Raw genomic sequence first — 17,766 nt, 5'->3', positions numbered from 1 at the left:
TAACACCTCGTTGTTATTCCTTGCCTAAAGCATAAAGCAACAATAATATACGAGGTGTTTTTGTCAAGAAGTATTTTAAGCTATTTTACTGCCTCTCAATCACATGGGCTACTGGGAAAGATTAGCTGGTTAAAGATCCGCAGACACATAATACTGTGATCCAAGAGTTGCTTTTCCCAGAGCCAGATGAGACGATTCAAATAAACGGGATTATAAGCTCAGTGAGCACGCATGATTTGGTGGAGACTCCTTCCACAGGAGTTTTAAAACTGTATCCGTCCATACTCACCCGAGCCACCGGAAGCAACATCAATCTAAAGTATGTATCCGATCTCCCCCTTAGTCAGCAGGCAAAATTGTCCATTTATGACTTGCGAGGAAGGTTTCTATACAATAAAGAGATGCCCTCAGCGGGTGAAACAGTATGGGACCTTTCCACGCTCAGTAGTGGGATCTACTTCATATCATTAACCGAGGGAGGCAAGAATCTGGCCAGAACCAGGATTACCGTCCTCAAATGAATCCGCGTACTATCCTTTGCCTTTTAGCCATACTGCCGGCTTTGTTGGTTGCCCAGCCACAGTACGCTTTTGAGGGTGAAGTGCTCGATTTTATGCTCCGTCGGAATGCGTCTTCGGATTCGCTGATCTGGAGCGTATGTGGAGACTTCTACCTGAGTAACCTGCATAGAGAGTCCCTTAGTCGGTTGATTGTGTTTCCCATTCCCTCCACTTCAGAAATTGGTATTGCCGAGAGTGTTAGACTTTCTCTGATAGATCCCTCAGATAGCATGGCGGTTGAGTTGATTGGGCATGGAAAAAATGGCTTCAGTTTCCGCTTGGACTTACCATCACGCAGTTTTGTAAAGTTACGAATCTGCTACGATCAAAAGATCGGAGGTAATACTGCTCACTATGTACTGCTGACCGCCAATTCCTGGGGACGGCCTCTGCCCTTCTGTGACATGACTCTGGCTCTGGAACCCGGGATTGAGCTGGAGGAATTGCCTTTCCCTTCTCCCAGCTTGTGTTCTTGTGAAATGGGAAAGGTATTTCACTGGCAGTATCTGGATTTCAGCCCCAAAAATGACTTCATCGTCAGGATCAAGTAAACCACTCCAGCATTTCAGATTTATAGTGGCAAGACGAACTCATTACACTACACGGTCATTGTGAGTTGTGTGACCCCTTATTTTGATTAATGATGTTCAAAATGCTCTCTACAGATATGTCATGCATGCACTTGAAATGTCCCAAGGGACAGCTATCTGAACCATGCAGTGAACAAGGCTGACATTCCAGCTCGGCGCACAAAACATGCGCTTGGGGGTTTTGGGGAGCAAAACCAAGGCGGGGATGAGTAGCCCCAAAGATCGCAATCTGCGGTCTTTGCAGAGCGGCTGCCAAGTGCATCGGGCCACTATCGGAACTAATCACCCAATCGCAAGTCTCAAGCAGGGCCAGTAGCTGGGTGAAACTGAGCTCTCCACAGAGGTTTTTTGCCTTATAATCTTCTGCTATTGTCTGGCAGAGGTCTTGTTCTGATTGTGATCCAAGTATTATGTATTGAAAACCGTTGGGGCTGTTCTTTATTAGTTCCTTATAGTAATTAGCAGGATAGCGCTTTGTGTTGTGAGCTGCGCCGGGAAAGATAGCTATGCGTTTTGCTGCCACAGGAAGGTCTGGAATGTGACTATGTGAGGAAGGATACAAGCGGGGTACATCCAGCTTTGCCTGCTCATCAATACGTTGCAAAGCAGTTCGATACAGATCCACCGTAGTGCCGATTTTTAGGGATTTATCGCCTTTTACCATTCTCTCACGAATGGAGCGTGCTTTCTGATACGTAAGGATCGTTTTGCCCCTGGAAGCGATTTTAAGCAGGTATGTGGAGAGTTTTGCATGCAGATCGAGAACTATGTCGTATCCGGTTTTGTACAGCGCATAATGCGCTTTAAAACTCTTTCTGTAGATTATTGGATTGAGCTCGCAACCCATCAGAGTTACGAGCTCGACAAATTGCTCCTTTACCACAAAGTCGATTTGAGCCTCAGGATACCTGGTTCGTAACCATGCCGCAACGGGCTGAGTAAGAACAATGTCTCCCAGTGAACTGAGGCGCAGAATCAGGATTTTCATTGTGTGCTTTGGATTACCTGAGGTATCTCCAGTTTCAACTGACCCAGCTCTCCGGGATGACTACAGCCTGCCTGAGCGCTATCCGGACGTCCGCCGCCTTTACCGCCCAGCTTGGCGGCAATAGCGGATACAATCCTGCCGGCATTGTATTTCGGCAACAGATCCTTACCTACTACTGTAAGTATGGATAGCTTATCTGCTTTGGCACAGAATATTACGGCAATCTCGTCACTCAGCTTACTGCGCAGGTTTTCCGAGAACGCTTTCAGGTCGCTGCCTTCGGGAAGCTCTGTTATGAGAAGCTTAAAGCCTTCATAGGCGATGGCTTGTTTCAACATATCGTCTATCATTCCCAGGCTACGTTCCGCTTCCAGCTGTTTGATTCTGGATTCCAGGTCGCTAATGTGTTGCTTTTGCGCTTGCAGCTTCTGCTCAATCATGTTTGGCGGGCAAGACAACAATTCGGAAGCTCTCTGGAGGCTTGTTTGCATTTGAGAGATATAATCCAGCGCCGCGCGTCCGGTTACAGCTTCGATGCGCCTGATTCCCGCGGCAGTGGAACCTTCGGATACAATCTTGAAGATGCCGATATCGCCCGTAGCTGAGGTATGAGTGCCACCGCACAATTCCTTTGAGTAATCGTCAATACTGATCACGCGGACTTCGTCGCTGTACTTTTCGCCAAACAGCGCAGTAGCTCCTGCAGCTTTGGCATCATCTATACTTTGGATGCTGGTGCTGATGGGCATATTGTCCCGTATCGCCTTGTTAACGATTGCCTCCACGGTCTCAGCTTGAGAGCGGGAAAGCGCTTGAAAATGGGTAAAATCAAAACGGAGATAATCCGGATGCACCAGCGATCCCTTCTGCTGCACATGGTCGCCTAATACAGAACGCAAGGCTTTGTGCAACAGGTGCGTAGTGCTATGATTGCGGGCTATATCTCCACGACGGGAACTATCGATCTCGGCAGTAAGCATTTGCGTTGAGATGGAGCCGCTTTTTAGGGTGGCGTAGTGAATAAAGGCATCATCAATTTTCTGGACATCATGTACGATCAATTCGCACTCGTCGTTATATATCCTGCCGGTATCCGCCACCTGTCCCCCGCTCTCCGCATAAAAGGGAGTTTGCGAAAGCTGCAAGGCTATTACTTGCTCGTTATCAACGCTGTAGCGCTGGATATAACATGTGTCTGTGTGCTTGTCATAACCCGTGAACAGAGTAGGTAAAGCAGGACGCAGTTCAATCCATTCATCATCATCCTTCCCAACTCCGAATTTGGAGGCTTTACGCGCTCTTTCACGTTGGGCTTCCATCTCTTCTTCAAAGCCGCGATGGTCAATTTTGAAGCCTTTTTCTGCTGCCAACATCATGGTAAGATCCAAGGGAAACCCGTAGGTGTCGTACAGCATGAAGGCATCTTTGCTTCCGATCAGATTGCCGTCCATGTGAGCGCAGATCTCATCGAACTTTTGCAGCCCCGTATCCAGGGTCCTATTGAATCTCTCTTCTTCAGCTTTGATCACCATTTTGATGTAAGCCTCTTTGCCGGCAAGCTCGGAGAAATGGTGGCCCATAATTTCCACAACGACATCCACGAGATTGAAAAGAAAAGGCTCGGCAAAGCCCAGCAACCTGCCATGACGGGCGGCACGACGCAATATCCTGCGCAGTACATAGCCGCGTCCTTCATTTGAGGGGAAACCACCATCAGCGAGGGCAAAACAGAGGCATCGGATGTGATCCGCAATAACCCTGTGGCTCATGCCTTCTGCAGGAGTGTAGGGTGTTCCGCTGAGATCCGCAATGCGCTGGATAATAGGCATAAAGAGGTCTGTCTCGTAGTTTGTGTTCTTTCCTTGCAAGACCTGAGTGATGCGTTCCAATCCCGCTCCGGTATCCACAAAGCGGTGTTTCAAAGGGCTCAAGGAACGGTCTTCCTCCCGGTTGTACTGGATAAAAACCAGATTCCAGAGTTCGATATAGCGATCGCAATCGCCATTCACGGTACATTCATGACCTGGAACTCCCTGTTTATTGCAATGTTCAATACCACGATCGATATGGATTTCGGAACAAGGTCCGCATGGGCCTGTATCGCCCATTTCCCAAAAGTTGTCCTTATCGCCATGATACGATATGTGAGATGGATCGATATCGGTATGCTCCCGCCACAGATTAAATGCCTCTTTATCGCTGTCATGGACAGTAGCATACAAGAGTTCTTTGTTCAGACCCCAAGTATCTGTAAGCAATTCCCAAGCCCAGATGATAGCCTCTTTTTTGTAATAATCCCCAAAACTCCAATTGCCCAGCATTTCAAAGAAAGTGTGATGATAGCCGTCTTTGCCTACTTCTTCCAGGTCGTTGTGCTTTCCGCCGGCGCGAATGCATTTCTGGGAGTTCACTACGCGGCTCAATTCCGGTTCTTTATTGCCCAGAAAGATGTTTTTAAACTGGTTCATGCCGGCATTGGCAAAGAGCAAAGTATGGTCGTTCTGAGGAATTACCGGTGAGGAATGTACAAAGCTATGTCCACGTTCCCGAAAAAAGTCAATAAACTGACTACGGATTTCTTTGCTACTGTGCACTTCCCACCTCAATGGCATCATAGTTTTCGATGATCCATTTCTCTGCGCTCCAAGCGGCAACAGCGCCATCAGAAGTGGCTGTAACCACCTGTCTGAGAACCGTATGCCGGATGTCTCCAGCAGCATATACTCCGGGAATATTGGTGTGCATGTGATCATCTGTAAGAACAAATCCGGCGCTATCAAGCTCAATGCGGGATTCCAGGAGCTCGTTGTTGGGCAGGATGCCTACATAGATAAATACTCCATCCACTGGCAACATGCTGATTTCCTTGGTTTTACGGTTAACCAATTCCAGCTTACTTACTTTATCTTCACCACGGATTTCTTGAACAACGGTATCCCAGATAAATTCCATCTTTGGGTTTTTGAAAGCCCGGTCTTGAATAATCTTCTGTGCGCGCAGTTCATCACGGCGATGAATCACAATCACCTTACTCGCAAAGCGGCTAAGAAAGATTCCTTCCTCTATAGCGCTGTCACCTCCGCCAACTACTGCAACCACTTTATCACGATATAAAGCGCCATCGCATGTAGCACAATAAGATACGCCACGTCCGGTAAGCCGTTCTTCCCCCGGCACGTTCAAGCGACGGGGATGCGCTCCGGTGCAGATGATAACGCTTTTGGCACGATACTTACCGCTCTCGGTTTCAATCACTTTGCACAGGCCTTCCATGCCCATTGCAATAATCTCTTCTTCAATGAAAGTAGCGCCAAAACGTTCAGCTTGAGCTTGCATCTTTGCAGTGAGTTCAAAACCCGAAAGGGCTTCTTCAAATCCGGGATAGTTTTCCACTTCTTCGGTTACATTGATCTGTCCACCGACTATGGCTTTCTCGAATACCGCTGTTTTCAATCCACCCCGGGCACTGTAAATGGCAGCGCTAAGCCCTGCCGGGCCAGCACCGATTATAATTACATCGTATCTCATATTAACCTCGAATAAAAAGCTATGGTGAGCAATATCTGAGACTGGGTAAATTCGTCAAGCACAATCACGGCTTTGTTCTTGACATAAAAGGCATATGCTATATCCTTGTTAAAAGAATAATTTCGGGATCGAGGATGAAACGAGCTATAGTATTACTGAGCGGAGGGATGGATTCTCTGGTTACGACGGCTATTGCCGCGCAGGAGTGTGATGAATTGCATCTTTTGCATTTTTCCTACGGGCAAAGAACCGAAGTGAAAGAGAAATGGTGCTTTCAGCAAATTGCAAACCATTACAAAGCCAGGGAAGCGCGCATTGTGGATTACCGCTGGCTGGCGGACATCGGTGGTTCTGCTCTTACAGATAAAGAGCTGAAGCTGAATGTTGATGACAGTGTGCCCAATACCTACGTGCCCTTTCGCAATGCCACTATGCTGTGTGCGGCAGTAGCCTGGGCAGAAGTAATCCAAGCCCAGCACATCTACATAGGTGCAGTGGAAGAAGATAGCTCCGGATATCCAGATTGCCGGCAGAGTTTTTTTACGGCCATGACCGAACTGATCAAACAAGGCACTCTGGCTGCAAACATTGGCATCCTTACTCCGGTGCTTCATCTTAGCAAATCTGAAATCGTGAAACTGGGCATATCACTGAACGCCCCCTTCGAGCTATCCTGGAGCTGCTATTTTGCCAACTATGAGGCCTGCGGAGAGTGTCCCAGCTGCCTGTTGCGCCTCAAAGCCTTTGCCAAGGCCAATACCAAAGATCCAATCCCATATAAGGTGATATAATGAAGAATATCCTGCTCATCATGACCGGAGGTACCATCTCGATGAAGAATGTAGGCAATCTGGGTGTGGTACCCACTTCTGAATTGGCCGATTTTATAACTCAGTTCCCACAACTCACGGGTGTGGCAAATGTGGAAGTAATGGATTACTTGAACGTTCCCAGCCCATATATGACACCAAAAATGATGTTTGGGCTTGCAAAGCTAATTGATACAAAGATTTTGGGATACGATGGCATCGTAGTTACACATGGTACAGATACCCTCGAGGAAAGTGCGTTTATGGCGGATTTGGTGCTTACCACGCGCAAACCGGTAATCTTCACTGCTGCCATGCGCAGCGGAAGCGATCTGGGCTTGGACGGTCCCCGCAATATCATCGGTAGCGTGCGAGTGGCAAGCCATCATGAAAGCTCTGATAAGGGCGTATTTGTAGTGATGAACGATGAGATACACACCGCACGTGATGTGGTAAAATCTGATTCCGGGAAAGTAGATGCATTCACCAGTCCCGGATTGGGTCCATTGGGCATTGTTGATCCGGATTGCATTGTCTATCATCGCGATAGCTTGTATCGGGAAAACGTTTGGACTGAAGTATTGGACACTCGCGTTGACCTCATTAAGGCCGTATGCGGCATGGATGGCAGGTACATAGACTGCAGTATCGACAGCGGAGTTCGCGCCATCGTGATTGAAGCCTTTGGCCGCGGAAACCTCCCTGAAGAGATCCTGCCCCACATAAAGCGCGCAATTGAGAAGAACATACTGGTGGTAATTACATCACGCACTCATACAGGCAGAGTGTTACCGGAATACGGCTACAACGGTGGAGGAAAACACCTTCGCGATCTTGGTGCCATTCTTGCCGGAGATTTAAAAGGGGTGAAAGTACGTCTGAAATTGATGGCACTATTTGGTAAATACGACGATCCGGACTTGGTGAGAAGATTCTTCTCCCAGTCCCAGAATCAGGAGTAATTATGAAGATAGCTTTTTTGGGACCTGCACCGCCATATCGAGGCGGCATATCGCTTTTCGCCAGCCATTTTGCCAATGAGATGTCCCGACAAGGGCATGATGTATGCTTCTTTAACTTCCGTAAACAGTATCCGCAGCTTCTATTCCCGGCAGGAAAACAAGAGGATGACACCAGCACCACTCATCCGAATCAGCGCATCCTGATCCCATATCTACCCCACACATGGGATAAGACAGCGAAAGCCATCAATACATATAAACCAGACCTCACTATTGTTTCATGGTGGCTGCCATTCTTTGCTCCGGCTTATGGGTACATCCTGGGTAAGCTTAATCATGGCGGTAAAGTGATCTTGGCTCACAACATTACTCCCCATGAAGACTGGATAGCGTCCCGTTCCTTACTGCGTTATGTATTCTCCAAAGCTGATGAGATCGTGGTTTTAAGCAAATCCTGTCTCTTGGATTTGAAGCGCAATCTGCCCAGCCAGATAGTCCGCAAAGCCAAACTAGGCTTCCATCCCATCTACGATACTTACAGCGGTATCACAGAAAAAGTGAACGTACTGCCCAGCATACTATTCTTTGGCATGATCAAAAGCTACAAAGGACTAGATGTGCTTTTGGAAGCCATGCCGATCATCCGGGTAGCCATTCCTGATATTCGCCTGGTGATTGCCGGAACAGTGTATAAAGACAAGGCAGCTTATGAGGAAAAGATCAAACTATTGGACTTGTCTGCAAACGTTGAAACGCATTTCCGCTATATCAGCGATAAAGAGGTCGCCACCTTTTTCCGCCAATCCGATCTCTGTATACTGCCATACAAGAGTGCCACTCAGAGCGGTGTGATAGCAACAGCATACAGCTATGACACTCCTGTAGTGGCCTCTGATGTCGGCGGACTAAGTGAATATGTGGAGCATGGACTTACCGGTTTACTGGTACCACCGGGGAATCCTTCTTCTCTGGCTGCTGCAATCATCAGCTTCTACAGCAAAGACATGAAAGCGCCGATGCAGGAAGGAATCCGACGTTTCAAAGAGAAGAATACTTGGTCTGAACTAGTAAAACTGATCTTTGCCTGATGCGTATTCTATTGATAAGCTATTACTTTCCGCCTTGTGGCGGAGCTCCAGTGCAACGTTGGATCCGATTTGTGCCCCGTCTTGTGGAAAAAGGTTACGATGTTACTGTATTGTGTTCCAAAGAAGGTGACTACCCATTTGTCGATGAAGCGCTGTGTGCCAAGATCCCGGATTCAGTAAGAGTAATTCGTGTAAAAGCACCCTCGCTTCAAAAGAGCTGGAAAGTGCTGTTTGGCAAGGATAAAAGCGTTCCCTACGGCAGATTACCCCAAAAAGCGGATATCCTGACCCGCTTCATGGTTCATTTGAGACTGAACCTTATCATCCCTGATCTTCGCGTGTTTTGGAATCCAGCGGCATACAAGGCAGCATGGAAAGAGCTGAAGAGTCGTCCCTACGACACACTGATCACCACCGGCCCGCCTCACAGCAGTCATTTGATCGGTTTGAAATTGCGCAAGCGTCTGAGCATCCGCTGGCTGGCAGATTTTAGAGATCCCTGGAGTGAAATCCACTATATGAAGCTGAATCCTCCTTGCCATCTCTCTGTAAAAATGCATAAATATCTCGAAGCAAAGGTGATTGCGACAGCGGATAAAGCTGTGATCGTATCGGATGCGATCGCCGATGCGCTCCCTGCAGGTAATAAAGAAGTGATCTTAAACGGTTATGATCCCCGTGACTTTGAGGGGCTGGAATATCAGGCATCAGACACTTTCAGGATCAAGTATATTGGGCAGTTAACCGCCGGGCAGGATCCCAATGTCTTCGCTAAGTTATGTCGAAGCATCCACCGTGATTTCCAACTCAGTCTGATCGGCACCCGTCTGAATGAAATGGAGAGGTTAGACCTAAGTAAAAGCTGTTCAAAAGCTATAGTTAACAAAGAGTTTATGAACCACAGAGAGGCCTTGAGGGAGATGGTAGAATCCGAACTGCTTTTACTACTGGTAAATGACTACGAGGGCAACCAGGGAATGCTGACCACCAAGCTCTTCGAATACATCGCTTCCGGAAGTCCCATTCTATGCTTCTCACCGGAATCAAGTGCCGCTGCCCGCATACTGATAACAATAGACAATGCTAAGGTATATTCTTATAGTGAGATTAAAGAGGCTGCCAATTGGGTGGACGAGATGGAAGCTGGAATCCGAAGAAAGAACAATATTGATTCCTATAGCATTGATATGCAGCTAAATAAGCTGTTCATGGCATTAACTAGCTAAATACTTATTGACATAAACACGGCCTTAAACATTGTGGTAAGAAATACTAACTAATACATAAGAGGAATCAATGCCACAACACAAATCTCCCCTGAAGCGCATGGGAACAGACAAAAAAAGAGCTGCCCGGAACAACTATGTAAAACGCACCATTAAAACCCTTTCTAAAGAGATCCACATGAACCCCGAAAACCGTACTGACCAACTAAACAAGCTTTATGCCCAGCTGGATAAAGCCGCCAAAAAAGGTGTGATCCACAAGCGTACCGCCAGCCGTCGCAAGGCTCGTTTAGCAGCTTTCGTAAATAAACAGGAGAGCTAAGAAAGCCTTTTGAGGGCATGAATGGCTAAATCAAAAAGAAAGAAAAAACGAAGTATCTTCCGCAAGGTACTTCGTTTTATACTTATTGCCCACTTATGGTTCTGGGGCATTGTCGCCGCCTTGTCGCTGTTGTACAACTTCGTAAATCCTCCCATAACCCCACTGATGATTCAACGGTATATCATACGGGGACATCCAATCTACAGACGGGAGTACATCAAGCTGGAAAAGATACCTCAACGCACTCAGGACATGCTGATCGGGCTGGAAGACGGTAATTTCTACAAGCATTTCGGTTTCGAATGGAAAATGGTGAAAGAAGCGTATCAGCGCAATAAGAAAGCCGGAAAAATCCGTTTCGGAGCCTCCACCCTCAGCAATCAACTAGCGCGTTCAATCTTCCTGACCACAGATCGTAACTATTTCCGTAAATACCTGGAAGTACAGGTTACCATCATCATGGAAATAACCATGAGCAAGAAACGCATGCTGGAGCTGTATTTCAACTATGTGGAGTGGGGAAAAGGAGTATATGGCATAGAGACTGCTGCACGCGCTTATTATGGCAAAAGTGCTGCCCGATTGAACCGAACGCAATCCATGCGCCTGATCTCCATACTCAGCAACCCCATCAAATATACTCCCCACACCTATGCCAATTCAGCCTCAGCCCGGGAACGCATGCGTTTCTTGGAACGTTATTTCTGATGCAGTACATTCACCTTCCTGAGGATGCCCAGGAGTAATGGAAGAGAGATTCTTGTATCACATCTGGGATGAAGGTCACCTGCTCCCGGATTTACAGTGCATCAACGGAAAGAATCTACGCGTATTGTATCAAGGGCAATTCAATACCGGACGCGGTCCGGATTTCAAGAACGCCATCATCGAGGCAGACGGGATACAGGTACGCGGCGACATCGAAATTCACATGAAAACCACTGATTGGCAGGCACATAACCACCATGAAGATGTCTATTACAACAAAGTGATCTTGCATGTCGTATTCAAACACAATTCCCCTTATGAGATTACGATTCTGGAGGATGGGCGTGCAGTGGACATTCTGGAATTGGAACATCAGCTAAGCGAAGACATCGTAAAACTGAACCAAAACCATGAGATATCTGACGCTCCCGCAGTATATTGTGACCTCCTTTCCGCAGTGGACAAGGATCGCCTCACAGCCATACTCTACAGTGCAGGAATCCGGCGCTTTGAAGGCAAGATAAAGCGCTTCAATACCGCATTATCTCTTAGTAGTTTTGATCAGATATTCTATGAAGGCATCTTTGAAGCTCTGGGCTACGACAAGAATAAATTGAATACCATGCAAATCGCCCAAAGCCTGCCCTGGGCAGTTTTAACCAGGTACTTATCAGAAGGAATGAGCGCTGAAGAATTATGCGCCATCTATCTGGGAAGCTCGGGTTTGTTGCAAAGAGATAGTACCATCCTGAATCCCAACCAAAGAGAAAAGCTCGTGGCCACGTGGGAAAGGCAACCCTATACTGCCATCCGTCTCGATATCGATTGGCAGCTCTTTCGCATCAGGCCCCAAAACCATCCCATCAAACGCTTGTTATACATTGCCCCGTTTATCCACAGCGCCCTGCAAGGAGGTCTGCTTCGGCACTTCATACAGCGAGCAGACAGTGAAGAAGACCTCTACAATGCATTTACGGCAATCTGGCAAGAACAATCCCTGGCCTATTCGGAAGATAGGATTATACTGGGAAAATCCGTGCAAAACAACATCTATCTGAACATCTACCTGCCTGTTCTTTGTCTCTGGCAGCGCAAGATGTCGGGCAATACTGCCAAAGTGATTGAAGCTTATCGCTGCTTTCCCGGCTTACAGGCGAATTTCGTAACCCGTTTTATGGAGCGCTATCTCGGCCCATCGCAGATAAAGCCAGTAAAAAGTAAAGCCATCTTTCAGCAGGGTTTATTGGATATCTATCATCGCTGGTGCAGCTGGCATTTGTGTTCGGAGTGCAAACAGCAAAACAAAGGCTTGTAAAAGCAAACGGATAAGCTCCAGTTACCTTCCGCTTAGTTCAACCTGAAGGACTTACGGTGCCATTCACAAGGGCCAAACGAAGCCAACACCAGGTAATGAGCAGCAGTTCCATAACCCTTGTTTGACCTGAATCCATACTCTGGGTATTGCAGATCCAGCCCGTCCATCAAGCTGTCCCGATGCACTTTTGCCAGAATCGACGCAGCAGCTATGCAGGCATGATGCGAATCCCCCTTGACCAGTGCTTTACCCGGTATTCCATCGGGCAGATCACGTCCGTCTACCAATGCATACGGAGCAAAGCCCTTCAATTCGCTAAATGCTCTTTGAAAGCCCAGTAAAGTAGCCCTCAGGATATTGATTTCGTCGATTGTAACAGGAGGAATCTCCACAATAGCAAAAGCAAGAGCAGAGTCCCTGATCTGGTTATATAGTATGGTTCTACGCTTTGCAGACAGCAATTTGGAATCATTCAACCCGGGCAAAACTACATCGTAATTTAATACTACCGCTGCAACTACAACAGGACCTGCCAATGCTCCACGTCCAGCTTCATCCAAGCCGGCCATCACACTCAATTGATTCTCTTGCATCAATCTAGCATCGTTTTGAAAGAGTACGCTCATTTGCTGACGATGAAGAATAGACGGTAATTTCTGTGATCTATCCCCTGCATTTTTTTAGGATAGAGATTTGCCTTGCTTTCCGGGGAGTGAATTGCCCTCAATACCAAACCTGCATCTGCGATCAGATCCAGTATTTCCCTTGCGAGATACACTCTTTGGCTGTGCTTTTCGCTGCGATGGATATAGCCTGCCCCCCACTCTTGAAAGAGTTCCAGTCGGGATACCTGGTGGCGCTTTCCCGGTTCATAATATGCCTCGTGGACCATAATTCCATCCCGCTCCCGGGTGAGACTGCACTCGTCACTAAAGTTTTCCATGCTGTTTAGTAAAGTGGAGATATCAAAGATAAATAAGCCGTTTTGTGCTAGAGCTTGCTTTACTTCCACCAAGCACTGCCTTACTTCCGATGGATGCACCAGGTAGTTTATGCTGTCAAATATACAAATGATAAGATCAAAATCTTTGTGCGGAATTGGGTCTATCAGCGATGCCTGATACAGATGGGGTGGTATGGGACGCTTTGCGGCATTTTCCAACATTTGCGCAGAGAGATCACAGGCATATACTTCAGCGCCTTCACGCACAAACCGTGAGGCAACGGCTGCCGTTCCACAGGCCAATTCCAGGACTCTTTTACACACGCCACCGCTGTATGTCCGTTGCCAATCTTTTAGGAGTTCAAACCATTTATCGTAATCCACATGAGCCATGTATCTGTCGTAACGATCAGCAAAGAAACCGTAGGAACCAGCCCCGGAAGCCATCATGCAGCTTTGAACAAAGAATAGGGACAATCTCTCTCCCACCTCCAGCTTTTCGCAGATATCTTCTGCAACCGCCAAAGTTCCGCGCAAGGCATCCCCACGGTAAGCCCATAGCTCCGCTCCCAGGCACATCCGCACAGCACTTTCATGAAACATGAAATGAGTGAAAGACAGCGGAGATCCCGCCAGGATGGTTCTGATGAGATCTTTCCTGCTAGATACCAATGCTTTGGAATTGTTACGTTCTGCGTAAAACTCTTGAAGCCATGCAATCCGTTTGGGCTGTATTGAAGCGGGTAATGCATTCCTAATCTCCTCGCCATCAAAGGCATAAAGAGACAAACCTCTCAGTAAGTTTACTAGCCCCAGGGAAGGTTTGCCAGGCAGATAGACCAGAGCGAATTGCCTGCATATATGCAGTTGTGGGATATCTCCCCACAGTGATTCTGCAAGCCCAAAACTTAGGGCAACATCCATTATCCCGTCATCATACAGGGGAATAGCGCATCCCTTCTCCAGACACTTCCAACGGTTATGTTCCTTTAGCTGAGCGAATCGCAGAGCTTCTGCCTGGGATGACTTTTCTACATACAGCCTAAGCTTCATTTGCCTTTGTCGCTGCTCCCGGGTTTTACCAGAGGAACACCTAACTTACATAGATCGCAGTCTTCAGGTTTGAAGAGCGGTACATCCAAGCTTAGTAGACTTTCCAGCGGCAAGCCAAAATCCAGTTTACCTCCGCTGCGATCCACCAATAAACCGATTGCCACCACTTCTATACCCTTATCCCTGACGCAATTGAGTACTTCGGATACACTGCCTCCAGTAGACACAATATCTTCTATCACCACAGCCTTCTTGGTGTCTGAAAGATCAAATCCGCTTCGAAACACCATCTGCTCATCTTTGCGTTGAGTAAAAGCAAATTTCTTCTCAAGGATGCGAGCTACCTCGAAGGCCAATACAATTGCGCCATAGGCAGGACCGATTACCGTGTCGAAGTTATACACCGCCAGACGCTGGGCCAGTTTCTCACACAGCATATGAGTAGCCTGGGGATTTTGTAAGATGCGGATTTTCTCGATGTAGCGGTTGCTATGATTCCCGCTGGTCAAGAGAAAATGCCCCTCCAAGAGGGCTCCTTCTTCCTGCAAAATTGCCGAACTAAGATAACTGTCTCCCTGATCATTCAGCAATCCGGATGCTTCCTCTTCAAACTCAGCATAAACCTGTAATTCGATTGTGTACAAATCTCCGGCAATTGAAGAATACATGCTTTGAAAACGTTCGTTTTGCAGGAATACTTCGAAGCCCGCTTCCTCCAAAAATGATTTTGCCACTTCTGCTTCAAAAACATCTGTAAATACAGCTATAGTTACCAGATTGCGTGTCATAATATCTCCTTTAATGCGATACAGGGGGCGAAAAGCCACCCCCTGTATTCGAACTTATCATGCTTGTATCGGATCAAGCTTTACCGATCTCAATTCCACGCTTGATGGCTTTCAGATTCAATTCAAGCAGTTCCGGATTTTTGGCCTTCATAAACCCCGTAAGATCATCTTCCATGGTTTCATATCTGATGATCCCAGTTTTGCCGATGATTATTCCGATTGCCAGCATATTCATCACCATTTGGTTTCCGATCTCATTGGCGATATCAACCATTGGTGCAGAGATCTTTGTGATATCTTCGCGTTTACATCCATGAGGGCACATATTGCTATTATAGATCAGCACTCCACCGGGACGTAATGAAGGAGCAAACTTATCTATGGAAGGTTGGTTCAACGCCACCAGGATATCCGGAAAACTTACTATTGGCGATGCGATAGGTTCATCCGAAACCACGGTGGATACATTCGCTGTACCACCACGCATTTCAGGTCCGTAAGAAGGTAGCCAGGACACGTTTTTCCCTTCTTTCATTCCGGCTTTAGCCAAGAACTTGCCGATGGTTAGTACGCCTTGTCCGCCGAATCCTGCGCAGATCAATTCTGTAGTCATTATTCCGCTCCTTTATCTCTAAAACAGCCCGGTTTGAAGAATGGCAGCATATTTTCTTTGGCCCATTCCCGGGATTTGTTGGGATCGAAACCCCAGTTTGTAGGGCAGGTGGAGATGAATTCCACAAAGGTGAATCCGCGGCCTTCCTTATTGTATTGAATGGCTTTGGACACTGCTTTTTTGGCTTTGATGATATCGGCAGGACTCAACAAGGATACCCGCTCGATATAATATGGCGCCACCAGGCTATTCAGGAGCTCACACACTCTGATGGGAAAGCCAATGTCGTCGGTATTGCGTCCGTAGGGACTGGTGGTAGTCTTCATATCGGGTAATGTAGTCGGAGCCATCTGGCCGCCGGTCATTCCGTAAATGGCATTATTAACGAAGAATACAGAGATGTGTTCTCCACGATTTGCAGAATGTACGATTTCTGCTGTTCCGATGGCAGCAAGATCTCCATCGCCTTGATAGGTAAACACATGCATATCAGGGCGGGCACGCTTAATGCCGGTAGCTACAGCTGGAGCTCTGCCATGCGCTGCTTCTGCCATATCGAAATTGAAGAACTTGTATGCAAACACGGAACAACCCACAGGGGCCACTCCGGTCATTTTATTTATCAAACCCTGTTCGTCGATGGCTTCAGCGATGAGCCGATGGGCTACACCATGTAAGCAACCGGGACAATAGGTAAAAGGAACATCGGTCAGGGTAGCGGGTCTGTATGCTATTTTTTCCACGTTACACTCCTTAGAAGCACTCTTCAAGCTTGGTTTTGATTTCGGCAGGGGTAAAAACTATGCCGCCTACCTTTCCCCAAAAATCAACTGGTACTTTGCCATTCACGGCAATCTTGACATCGTCCAGCATCTGTCCGGTATTTAGCTCAAAGACATATACTTTCTTCACTTTAGGTCCAATAGCCTTGGCTATGGCTTCATAAGGGAAAGGCCAAACGTTTATGGGACGGATCATCCCCACACTCTTGCCTTGTGCTTTCACTTCATTAATGGCAGATTTTACCACCCGGGACGCTGTTCCCCAAGCCACGCAGAGGATTTCATTGTCATCAGAGACATTGAATTCCTCGTATTTAATCTCGTTTTTCTCTATCTCGGCATATTTCTTATAGAGATTATTCACGTGTTGTTCCAAGACCTGTGGGTCGATCTCCAGCGAGTTGATTTCGTGATGGTGTTTTTTGTCTCCATCATCATTGGGGCAAATGCACCAGGAATCGTGCTTGCGCCACATCTCGGCTATTTCTTCGTCGCTTCTGGGTTCTTTAAATTCTACCGGTTCCATCATCTGACCAAGCATACCGTCGGCAAGGATCATCACGGGATTGCGGTATTTATCTGCAAGGTCAAAAGCTTCGGAAGCCATATCGGCAAATTCCTGTACGGAACTGGGAGCCAGTACGATGAGACGATAATCGCCATGACCACCGCCTTTTGTAGCCTGATAGTAATCTCCCTGAGCAGGTTGGATATCACCCAGACCGGGACCACCGCGTTGTACGTTCACGATCACGCAGGGCAACTGTGCCCCGGCGATATAGGAGATTCCCTCCATTTTCAATGAGATACCGGGAGAAGATGATGAGGTCATCACCCGTTTCCCGCAACCGGCAGCGCCATAGACCATGTTGATAGCAGCTACTTCGCTCTCAGCCTGCAAAAAAGTACCTTTTACTTTTGGCATCATACGGGCCATATACTCGATCAATTCACTCTGAGGAGTGATGGGGTAGGCAAAATACAATCTGCAACCACTGCGGATAGCAGCTTCTGCTACAGCTTCGTTTCCTTTCATCAAGATCTTCGCCATTCTTTCCTCACTTCTCAACCGTTATTGCCACATCCGGGCAGGTTACATAGCACATCTTGCAGCCGATGCACTTATCTTGCTCAAAACACTCTGCATAGTGATAGCCTTTGGCATTGATGTTTTCCGAAAAACGAATTATCTTTTTCGGACATGACACAATGCACAAGCCACAGCCTTTGCAGTAGGTTGGATCAACCGTCATTCTTGGCATGGTTGTACTCCTTATAAGTATTTTTTTCAATAAAGTGATATAGCAATGAATCGCTCTAATCTGTCAACACATTTTACCGGATCCGGTGGGACAATCCCTTACTAAAGACCATTGAACAATCCGACCCTGGTCAATGCTGAGATGTGTCAAGCGCCCGGCAGTGGGAATTATCAAATAAAAGTGGAAAATTTGGTCGATTTTGCCCTAAAACGCCCTTCTGGAGCCCTCA

At 47.2% G+C, this 17,766-nt stretch carries 19 protein-coding genes; 9 read left to right on the top strand and 10 right to left on the bottom strand.

Going from position 1 to position 17,766, the window contains the following annotated elements:
• Positions 1–221 precede the first annotated feature (221 nt).
• Positions 222–521, top strand: coding sequence for a T9SS type A sorting domain-containing protein (locus PHF32_07190; protein MDD4560501.1), 300 nt, complete (start codon positions 222–224; stop codon positions 519–521).
• Positions 518–1,111 (top strand): hypothetical protein, encoded by a 594-nt coding sequence (locus PHF32_07185; protein MDD4560500.1) that lies wholly within the window; start codon positions 518–520, stop codon positions 1,109–1,111. The genes PHF32_07190 and PHF32_07185 overlap by 4 nt, the downstream gene beginning before the upstream one ends.
• Positions 1,112–1,166: 55 nt before the next feature.
• On the opposite strand, the gene PHF32_07180 is transcribed toward PHF32_07185, so the two are convergent.
• From PHF32_07180 to trxB, 3 genes are read right to left on the bottom strand one after another with little or no spacing between them, the layout of a single operon-like run.
• The gene (locus tag PHF32_07180; GenBank protein ID MDD4560499.1) at positions 1,167–2,138 is read right to left on the bottom strand and encodes a glycosyltransferase family 9 protein; all 972 of its coding nucleotides are present in this window, start codon (positions 2,136–2,138) and stop codon (positions 1,167–1,169) included.
• A complete protein-coding gene (alaS, locus tag PHF32_07175; GenBank protein MDD4560498.1) occupies positions 2,135–4,732 on the bottom strand; it encodes an alanine--tRNA ligase in 2,598 nt (865 codons plus the stop codon). The genes PHF32_07180 and alaS overlap by 4 nt, the downstream gene beginning before the upstream one ends.
• On the bottom strand, positions 4,722–5,666 hold the full coding sequence (gene trxB, locus PHF32_07170; GenBank protein MDD4560497.1) for a thioredoxin-disulfide reductase: 945 nt from the start codon (positions 5,664–5,666) through the stop codon (positions 4,722–4,724). Before trxB ends, alaS begins: the two co-directional genes overlap by 11 nt.
• A gap of 134 nt (positions 5,667–5,800) precedes the next feature.
• Between trxB and queC the strand changes: the two genes are divergently transcribed.
• From queC to PHF32_07135, 7 genes are all read left to right on the top strand, one after another.
• On the top strand, positions 5,801–6,457 hold the full coding sequence (gene queC / locus PHF32_07165; GenBank protein ID MDD4560496.1) for a 7-cyano-7-deazaguanine synthase QueC: 657 nt from the start codon (positions 5,801–5,803) through the stop codon (positions 6,455–6,457).
• The gene (locus PHF32_07160; GenBank protein MDD4560495.1) at positions 6,457–7,437 is read left to right on the top strand and encodes an asparaginase; all 981 of its coding nucleotides are present in this window, start codon (positions 6,457–6,459) and stop codon (positions 7,435–7,437) included. Before queC ends, PHF32_07160 begins: the two co-directional genes overlap by 1 nt.
• Positions 7,438–7,439: 2 nt before the next feature.
• A complete protein-coding gene (locus tag PHF32_07155) occupies positions 7,440–8,525 on the top strand; it encodes a glycosyltransferase family 4 protein (protein ID MDD4560494.1) in 1,086 nt (361 codons plus the stop codon).
• 50 nt (positions 8,526–8,575) lie between these two features.
• The gene (locus tag PHF32_07150; GenBank protein MDD4560493.1) at positions 8,576–9,751 is read left to right on the top strand and encodes a glycosyltransferase; all 1,176 of its coding nucleotides are present in this window, start codon (positions 8,576–8,578) and stop codon (positions 9,749–9,751) included.
• A 70-nt stretch (positions 9,752–9,821) separates the two neighbouring features.
• Positions 9,822–10,073: a 30S ribosomal protein S20 gene (gene rpsT, locus PHF32_07145; GenBank protein MDD4560492.1), complete on the top strand. Its 252-nt coding sequence runs from the start codon at positions 9,822–9,824 to the stop codon at positions 10,071–10,073.
• A 21-nt stretch (positions 10,074–10,094) separates the two neighbouring features.
• Positions 10,095–10,781, top strand: a complete 687-nt coding sequence (gene mtgA, locus PHF32_07140; protein MDD4560491.1) for a monofunctional biosynthetic peptidoglycan transglycosylase — start codon at positions 10,095–10,097, stop codon at positions 10,779–10,781.
• 37 nt (positions 10,782–10,818) lie between these two features.
• Complete coding sequence (locus tag PHF32_07135; protein ID MDD4560490.1) at positions 10,819–12,096, top strand: DUF2851 family protein; 1,278 nt, start codon at positions 10,819–10,821, stop codon at positions 12,094–12,096.
• Positions 12,097–12,128: 32 nt separating this feature from the next.
• On the opposite strand, the gene PHF32_07130 is transcribed toward PHF32_07135, so the two are convergent.
• The 7 genes from PHF32_07130 to PHF32_07100 all read right to left on the bottom strand — a co-directional run bounded on the left by PHF32_07130 (position 12,129) and on the right by PHF32_07100 (position 17,537).
• Positions 12,129–12,722 (bottom strand): ribonuclease HII, encoded by a 594-nt coding sequence (locus PHF32_07130; GenBank protein ID MDD4560489.1) that lies wholly within the window; start codon positions 12,720–12,722, stop codon positions 12,129–12,131.
• Positions 12,719–14,092, bottom strand: a complete 1,374-nt coding sequence (locus tag PHF32_07125) for a class I SAM-dependent methyltransferase (protein MDD4560488.1) — start codon at positions 14,090–14,092, stop codon at positions 12,719–12,721. Before PHF32_07125 ends, PHF32_07130 begins: the two co-directional genes overlap by 4 nt.
• Positions 14,089–14,880, bottom strand: a complete 792-nt coding sequence (gene pyrE, locus PHF32_07120) for an orotate phosphoribosyltransferase (GenBank protein ID MDD4560487.1) — start codon at positions 14,878–14,880, stop codon at positions 14,089–14,091. Before pyrE ends, PHF32_07125 begins: the two co-directional genes overlap by 4 nt.
• Before the next feature lie 73 nt (positions 14,881–14,953).
• Entirely contained in the window at positions 14,954–15,493 is a 540-nt protein-coding gene (locus PHF32_07115) for a 2-oxoacid:acceptor oxidoreductase family protein (protein MDD4560486.1), read from the bottom strand.
• The gene (locus PHF32_07110; GenBank protein MDD4560485.1) at positions 15,493–16,236 is read right to left on the bottom strand and encodes a thiamine pyrophosphate-dependent enzyme; all 744 of its coding nucleotides are present in this window, start codon (positions 16,234–16,236) and stop codon (positions 15,493–15,495) included. Before PHF32_07110 ends, PHF32_07115 begins: the two co-directional genes overlap by 1 nt.
• Positions 16,237–16,246: 10 nt before the next feature.
• A complete protein-coding gene (locus PHF32_07105; GenBank protein MDD4560484.1) occupies positions 16,247–17,326 on the bottom strand; it encodes a 3-methyl-2-oxobutanoate dehydrogenase subunit VorB in 1,080 nt (359 codons plus the stop codon).
• A gap of 7 nt (positions 17,327–17,333) precedes the next feature.
• Entirely contained in the window at positions 17,334–17,537 is a 204-nt protein-coding gene (locus tag PHF32_07100; protein MDD4560483.1) for a ferredoxin family protein, read from the bottom strand.
• Positions 17,538–17,766 lie beyond the last annotated feature (229 nt).

This window comes from Candidatus Cloacimonadota bacterium (assembly GCA_028706475.1).
Lineage (GTDB): Bacteria > Cloacimonadota > Cloacimonadia > Cloacimonadales > Cloacimonadaceae > UBA5456.
This window is presented reverse-complemented; position numbering and strand designations above follow the sequence as displayed.